The sequence below is a fragment of the Vibrio sp. V03_P4A6T147 genome (assembly GCF_002241085.1).
In the GTDB taxonomy this organism is placed as follows: Bacteria; Pseudomonadota; Gammaproteobacteria; order Enterobacterales; family Vibrionaceae; genus Vibrio; species Vibrio anguillarum.
In genome coordinates this window covers 1-7,240 of record NZ_NDIO01000075.1, presented here as the reverse complement: position 1 = coordinate 7,240, position 7,240 = coordinate 1, and the positions used below count along the sequence as shown (strand labels likewise).

Below are 7,240 nucleotides of genomic sequence, written 5' to 3'. Positions count from 1 at the left end.
TTTAGAGAGGCTAGCTATTGATGAGTAGTGGGCCATTTTTATCCAGTGAACAAGCACTCGATGACTACTTTACAGCGTTACTAGATGAAGAAGCGATTGAACTTGAGCTGAAAGCGGAAGAGCAAAAAGAATTGTCCCTTGCTGAACCTGAGTTAGCGCTTTCGACATCGGTGCAATCTGTACCGGAAAAAAGTTATTACCATTCTGAAGTGGTTGAGTTTGAGCTGCCGAATTTAGATGATGTGCAGCGCTTATTAAGCCAGCTAGAATCAAGTAATCCAGTGGCAGAGTTAGAGCTGGAAGAGATCATGGAGCAAAACACCGTTCAGATCGCTTTAAAAACTCAACCAGTGACTGAAATTGTTGAAGAGATCCAAGAATGGGATATTCCCGCCGATACCTTGGAAACTGAACCTGAAGTTGAAATTCTGACTGCGGCAGACACTGTTGAAGTTGAAGAATTTGCTGTTGACGTGGAAGTGGTTGAGCAACCGACGGCTGAAGTCGAACTTGAAACGCAAGCGGGCTACTCTGGAATTGGTACATGGCAAAGCACTGCGAGAACACGAGATTTTCAAGTGCTCTATTTTGAAGTGAATGGCGTGACGTTTGCGGTGCCTCTTGATGAACTTGGGGGGATCCACCGTATGGCAACGCTCAATCATTTAATCGGTCGACCTGCTTGGTACCTTGGACTGCAAACTAATAAAGATAATCAGCTAGATGTTGTCGATACGGCAAAATGGGTAATGGCAGAAAAGCTCCATGATGATAGCTACAAAGAAGGTTATCAATACATCGTCATGCTTGGTGACAGTATGTGGGGGTTAGCAAGTACTCAGCTTATGGGTACAGAATTGCTAAGCTCAGAGAAGGTCCGCTGGCGAGAACAGGCAGGCAAAAGGCCGTGGCTTGCTGGAATGGTAAAAGAAAAAATGTGTGCTTTGATCCATGTTGAAGCATTGATAGCTATGCTTAATGCAGGGCTTGATGTAAAAGCACTAGAGAAATAATAATACATTGATGTCGGAATCGACTTAGAGAGGAAAAGGTATGTCTCAGACTAACGAAGTAGAAGTAAGAAAAGACAAGTCTAACGACGAAGTGCTCCAGTGGGTGACGTTCCAACTAGAAGAAGAAACATACGGAATTAATGTAATGCAGGTACGTGAAGTACTCCGCTATACAGAAATTGCACCGGTACCAGGTGCTCCTGATTATGTTCTTGGCATCATTAACCTACGTGGTAATGTTGTGACCGTCATTGATACACGATCTCGTTTTGGCTTAATGCAAGGTGAAATCACGGATAATACACGCATTATTGTGATTGAATCTGAGCGCCAAGTGATTGGTATTTTAGTCGATAGCGTTGCGGAAGTAGTTTACCTACGTTCTTCTGAAATCGATACTACACCAAGTGTTGGTACCGATGAGAGCGCTAAGTTTATCCAAGGCGTGAGCAACCGTGACGGTAAGCTATTGATCCTTGTTGACCTGAATAAACTGCTAACTGAAGACGAGTGGGACGAGATGGTCCACCTATAATGAGCGAAGCTATGTTGTTCAGTGCTCCTGTTATTCTTATAGGGAGCGCGGTTTTTGTTGTTGTATTTTTGTTGCTGGTGTTACTTCGTGTACGTCAGGGACTTGCCCAACAGATTGATCACCAAAGACAACAAGCCCGATCGTTAGATAAGGAGTTGCAAAAGGCGAATAGACAGCTGTTGGAAATACGCTCAGTTGCTATTGGTCTTGGCCAAAAAGTGACGGATCAGCAGGATCTCATCCAGCATTTAAACGAGCGAATTACTGAATTGGAACATGTTGATACGGATGGGCGTTTATACAGCCGAGCGACAAAAATGGTCCAACTCGGTGCTGACATCAATGAGCTTATTAAAGAGTGTGAGCTACCTAAAGCTGAAGCTGAGTTGATGATGTCCTTGCAGAAGAAAATTGCAGGGCATGAAAGCATCCCGCCACTGAGTAGTCACCCGGAAGGTCGCGAGCCGGTGCAAAGTACGAGGCGACCTGCCAAAAAATAGTCGAAAGAGCGAAACTAGAGAGGGAAGCCAATGGCTTCCCTCTCTAGTTTTGAATGTGGCTAAATGTAGCCACAAAGTAGTAAATGAGACAGAAAATAATTAAAAATTAACAGTTTCTTACCTAGTTTCGTGACTGGTAATAGTCTTATTATGTTTTGTCTTAGGTGTGGTGTGCTAATATAGCGGCTCAAATTTCTCGATTTAGATGCACATGCTTGAAGTAAATAACCTGACCGCAATTCGTGATGAAAGAGTTCTGTTTGAAGCACTTAGCTTTGTGATTCATGCTGGCGAATTGGTGCAGATTGAAGGACGGAACGGCACAGGTAAAACGACCTTACTACGAATTATTACCGGGTTAGGTGATAGAGAGGATGGTTCTATTTTGTGGAATGGCATGAATATTGAGTCTAATCGTGATGATTACCACCAAGATTTACTGTTTCTTGGTCATCAAACTGGGGTTAAGCGCGATTTGACGGCATTCGAGAATCTTCATTTTTATCAATCAGTGCATAATGCAGAATCGTCTTCTCAAGAGATATATCAAGCCTTGGCTAAAGTAGGTTTAGCTGGCCGAGAAGACGTGGCTGCAGGCCAGCTTTCTGCCGGACAACAGCGCCGAGTTGCGCTGGCTCGTTTGTGGCTCAGTCAACAAAAGTTGTGGATTTTAGATGAACCGTTAACTGCGATTGATAAGCAAGGTGTCAAAGTGTTGGAAGCCTTATTTCTAGCGCATGCGCAACAAGGTGGCATCGTTGTATTGACCACACACCAAGATATGTTTGCTAACTATCCGCAATTGCGAAAAATTAAATTGGGGCATGAGTCATGATCGTGACCATGGGGATGATCATCCGTCGTGAATTATTGATCGCTTTTCGACGTCAAGCCGATATTTTTAATCCACTGTGGTTTTTTATCATAGTGATCACCCTATTTCCGCTGAGTATCGGCCCAGAGCCTGCTTTGCTCGCCCGTATCGCCGCAGGTATTGTTTGGGTTGCGGCGTTACTGTCGGCGCTACTATCACTTGAGCGTCTGTTTCGCGATGATTTTCAAGACGGGTCGCTTGAACAAATGATGCTGATCCCAGTGCCATTACCCATAGTCGTTATTTCAAAAGTCGTGGCTCATTGGTTACTGACTGGACTGCCTTTAATTTTAATTAGCCCATTGTTAGCCGTATTATTGTCATTAGATTTTAATACGTGGCTTGCAGTTGTATTGACTTTGTTCATTGGCACGCCAACGTTGAGTTTTATCGGTGCTATTGGTGTTGCATTGACCGTCGGCTTGCAAAAAGGTGGCGTGTTGCTGAGCCTACTGGTCTTACCCTTGTATATCCCGATTTTAATCTTCGCTACATCAGCTATTGATGCAGCATCGCTTGGCATGCTCTACAACGGTCAATTGGCTGTTTTGGGGGCAATGTTTATGGGCGCGATAACATTAACTCCATTTGCTATTAGCGCAGCATTGAGAGTCAGCGTTAACTAAATTAAGTACGAACGATATTTTCAGCAATGCATTTGAGCGTTGCGTATCAACAACACAATAAACTGAGCAGACACATGCTCAGAAGCAATGAAGTAAGAGTGAGACAATACAATGTGGAAATGGCTCCATCCCTATGCAAAGCCTGAATCCGCCTATCGGCTATGTGGAAAGTTCCTGCCTTGGTTTGCAGGGCTCGCTATCTTATGCCTGGTAGTCGGTAATATCCTTGGTTTAGCTTATGCTCCGGCAGACTATCAACAAGGCGACAGCTTCAGAATCATTTACATTCATGTCCCTTCCGCCATTTGGTCAATGGGCATTTATATGTCGATGGCGATTGCGGCTTTCATTGGTCTAGTTTGGCAATTAAAACTGTCAGACATGGCCGCTGCTGCAATGGCGCCCATCGGTGCGGTATTTACGTTTATTGCGTTAATTACTGGAGCCATTTGGGGTAAACCGATGTGGGGAACTTGGTGGGTATGGGATGCTCGTCTGACGTCTGAGCTCATTTTACTGTTTCTCTATTTGGGAGTGATTGCGCTTTACCACGCTTTCGATGATCAAAAAACAGCCGCAAAAGCCGCAGGTCTGCTGGCCATCGTTGGTGTGATAAATCTACCTATCATTCATTTCTCCGTTGAGTGGTGGAATACCCTGCACCAAGGTGCCACGATTACTAAATTTGAAAAGCCTTCCATATCCAGTGACATGTTGTGGCCACTGCTGCTCAATATTTTTGGTTTTGCTTTCTTTTTTGCTGCGGTCACTATGATCCGCTTACGCAATGAAATTATCAGTAAAGAGAGCCATCGCCCTTGGGTTATCGAATTGGCAACCCTTCAAACACAGAAAGGTAACTGATCATGCATTTTGACTCTTTGAGTGATTTCTTGGCGATGGGCGGTTACTCCGCCTATGTATGGAGTGCATTTGGCATTACCTTTTTATCCATGTTTATTTTACTGATGCTCAGCATCAAGCGTGGCAAAACCTTGTTGCAAGATGTGCAAGCAAAGGTTGAACGCCAAGCCAGAATTGATGCTGCAAAGCATATGGAGAACACCTTATGACCCCGAGACGTAAAAAAAGACTCACCATTATTTTGGCATTGATTATTGGGGCTGGTACCACCATTGGTTTGATGTTGTATGCACTCAATCAAAATATGGACCTTTTCTATACGCCGACCGAGCTTGTACACGGTAAACCCGATGGGACAAAACCAGAAGTGGGTCAACGGCTACGCATTGGCGGCATGGTGGTGGTGGGCTCTGTGAAAAGAGATCCGGGTTCACTAAAAGTAAGATTTCAGCTCCATGATGTTGGTCCAAATGTGACGGTCGAATATGAAGGCATCTTACCCGACTTGTTTAGAGAAGGTCAGGGTATTGTTGCGCAAGGCGTATTGAAAGATGCCACCACAGTGGAAGCGTTTGAAGTGCTAGCCAAGCATGATGAAAACTATATGCCACCGGAAATTGCTGAAGCAATGAAGAAAACGCATGAGCCGTTAACCTATAGCTCGGAACAAAAACAAGGAAGTGCTCAATGATTGTTGAAATAGGACATTTTGCCCTTATTGTTTCACTTGGGCTTGCCATATTACTCAGCTTACTTCCACTTGTTGGTGCTTCTAAAAACAATACCATGCTGATGAATACTGCGCGGCCATTAGCATGGGGAATGTTTTCATTGCTATTGGTCTCATTTAGCATTTTGCTATGGGCATTTTATGTCAATGACTTCACGGTACAATACGTGGCGAGTAATTCGAATAGTCAATTACCCTGGTATTACCGTCTAACAGCGGTGTGGGGGGCGCATGAAGGTTCATTATTGCTGTGGGTTTTAATTCAAGCGGGATGGACTGTGGCGGTGGCTACCTTTAGCCGTGGTATGCCTCAAGAATCTGTGGCGAGAGTCTTATCCGTTATGGGGCTGATCAGCGTTGGATTCTTGCTGTTTGTCATCGTGACTTCGAATCCATTTTTACGCACCTTACCCTATTTCCCAATTGATGGTCGTGACTTAAACCCGCTGCTACAAGATCCTGGGCTAATCATTCACCCACCCATGTTATACATGGGATATGTCGGTTTTTCAGTCGCATTCTCATTTGCAATAGCATCTTTGATGACCGGGCGTTTGGATACTGCATGGGCCCGTTGGTCTCGTCCTTGGACAACTGCGGCGTGGTTATTTTTGACATTAGGTATCGCGCTAGGTTCGTGGTGGGCTTACTACGAACTTGGCTGGGGTGGCTGGTGGTTCTGGGATCCAGTAGAAAACGCGTCGTTTATGCCATGGCTTGCGGGAACGGCATTGATGCACTCACTTGCTGTGACAGAAAAACGTGGCACATTCAAAGCTTGGACAGTGTTACTGGCAATTTCAGCATTTTCGCTCAGTTTACTGGGCACATTCTTAGTGCGATCTGGTATTTTGGTTTCGGTACACGCATTTGCATCCGATCCCGCTCGTGGCCTGTTTATCCTTGGGTTTTTGGTGTTTGTCATCGGTGGCTCACTGCTATTGTTTGCCGTTAAAGGTGCGGCAGTGCGCGTCCGTGGCAATGCTGAATTGATCTCGCGTGAAAATGCGCTGCTCTCCAACAACATCTTATTAATCGCTGCATTGGTGGTGGTATTGGTTGGCACCTTGTTACCTTTAATCCACAAGCAGATTGGCCTTGGTTCCGTATCAATAGGAGCACCTTTCTTCAACATGCTGTTTGCATGGCTAATGGTGCCATTTGCATTTTTGCTAGGGATCGGTCCACTGATCCGTTGGAAGCGCGATAATTTTTCCAAGCTTTTGAAACCGATGTTGATTTGTGGCCTGATGGCGTTGATTTTTTCGGCGGTTATGGTGTACCTGCTAGCTGAACGCTTTAGCTTGATGGCATTTATCGGCTGGGTCATGGCGTTTTGGATCATCTTGCTACACGTTGTCGAGTTGCACCAACGTGCGACACATCGTCATAGCTTTATGATAGGGGTGACTAAACTACAACGTAGCCACTGGGCCATGATGTTAGGCCATGTTGGTCTTGCCGTTACTGTGATTGGTATTGCGATGGTGCAAAACTACAGTATCGAGCGTGATGTTCGTCTAGCACCTGGGGAATCTTTTGAAATCCAACAATATAACTTTTATTTCAAAGGGTTAAGAGATAAAGATGGCCCGAACTATGATGGTTATATTGCCGATTTTGAAATTACACAGGATGGGCAATACGTGAATACACTCCATGCGGAAAAACGCTTTTATCGTACTGCCAAGTCAATGATGACTGAAGCGGCCATCGATCGTGGCATCACTCGCGATTTGTACATTGCAATGGGTGAGCGATTAGAAGATGGTCATTCATGGGCGATCCGAATTTATTACAAACCATTTGTACGTTGGATCTGGGCTGGTGCTTTATTGATGTCATTAGGTGGTGCGTTAGCCATCAGTGACAAACGCTACCGCTTTAGAAAAAGCTCCCAACAGGAGGCGTAGATGAACAAGAAAATTCTATTTATTCCATTGGTGGCTTTTCTTGGTCTAGTTGCCGTGTTTGTTACTCAGTTGGTCAAAAATACCGAAGGTGATGATCCCACAAAATTGGAGTCGGTTCTGATTGGTAAGTCTGTGCCTGAATTTCGTTTGGAAGATTTAGCCGAACCCGGCAAGCTGTATGACCA

Annotated in this window: 9 protein-coding genes and 1 pseudogene; all 10 read left to right on the top strand. The window is 44.8% G+C overall.

Going from position 1 to position 7,240, the window contains the following annotated elements:
- Positions 1 to 17 precede the first annotated feature (17 nt).
- Complete coding sequence (locus B9J84_RS02605) at positions 18 to 1,013, top strand: chemotaxis protein CheW (protein WP_094123467.1); 996 nt, start codon at positions 18 to 20, stop codon at positions 1,011 to 1,013.
- A 40-nt stretch (positions 1,014 to 1,053) separates the two neighbouring features.
- Complete coding sequence (locus B9J84_RS02600) at positions 1,054 to 1,548, top strand: chemotaxis protein CheW (protein ID WP_013856372.1); 495 nt, start codon at positions 1,054 to 1,056, stop codon at positions 1,546 to 1,548.
- Positions 1,548 to 2,048, top strand: a complete 501-nt coding sequence (locus B9J84_RS02595; protein WP_202598892.1) for a DUF2802 domain-containing protein — start codon at positions 1,548 to 1,550, stop codon at positions 2,046 to 2,048. Before B9J84_RS02600 ends, B9J84_RS02595 begins: the two co-directional genes overlap by 1 nt.
- A 211-nt stretch (positions 2,049 to 2,259) precedes the next feature.
- Complete coding sequence (ccmA, locus tag B9J84_RS02590; protein WP_026027245.1) at positions 2,260 to 2,883, top strand: cytochrome c biogenesis heme-transporting ATPase CcmA; 624 nt, start codon at positions 2,260 to 2,262, stop codon at positions 2,881 to 2,883.
- Positions 2,880 to 3,548, top strand: coding sequence for a heme exporter protein CcmB (gene ccmB / locus B9J84_RS02585; protein ID WP_013856375.1), 669 nt, complete (start codon positions 2,880 to 2,882; stop codon positions 3,546 to 3,548). Before ccmA ends, ccmB begins: the two co-directional genes overlap by 4 nt.
- A 111-nt stretch (positions 3,549 to 3,659) precedes the next feature.
- Positions 3,660 to 4,412 carry a heme ABC transporter permease gene (locus B9J84_RS02580; protein WP_013856376.1) on the top strand — a complete coding sequence of 251 codons (753 nt, stop codon included), beginning with the start codon at positions 3,660 to 3,662 and terminating at the stop codon, positions 4,410 to 4,412.
- 2 nt (positions 4,413 to 4,414) lie between these two features.
- A complete protein-coding gene (ccmD, locus tag B9J84_RS02575; protein WP_013856377.1) occupies positions 4,415 to 4,621 on the top strand; it encodes a heme exporter protein CcmD in 207 nt (68 codons plus the stop codon).
- A complete protein-coding gene (gene ccmE, locus B9J84_RS02570) occupies positions 4,618 to 5,103 on the top strand; it encodes a cytochrome c maturation protein CcmE (protein ID WP_094123466.1) in 486 nt (161 codons plus the stop codon). The genes ccmD and ccmE overlap by 4 nt, the downstream gene beginning before the upstream one ends.
- Complete coding sequence (locus tag B9J84_RS02565; protein ID WP_094123465.1) at positions 5,100 to 7,055, top strand: heme lyase CcmF/NrfE family subunit; 1,956 nt, start codon at positions 5,100 to 5,102, stop codon at positions 7,053 to 7,055. The genes ccmE and B9J84_RS02565 overlap by 4 nt, the downstream gene beginning before the upstream one ends.
- Positions 7,056 to 7,240: pseudogene (locus B9J84_RS02560) on the top strand (DsbE family thiol:disulfide interchange protein); the annotation flags it as partial.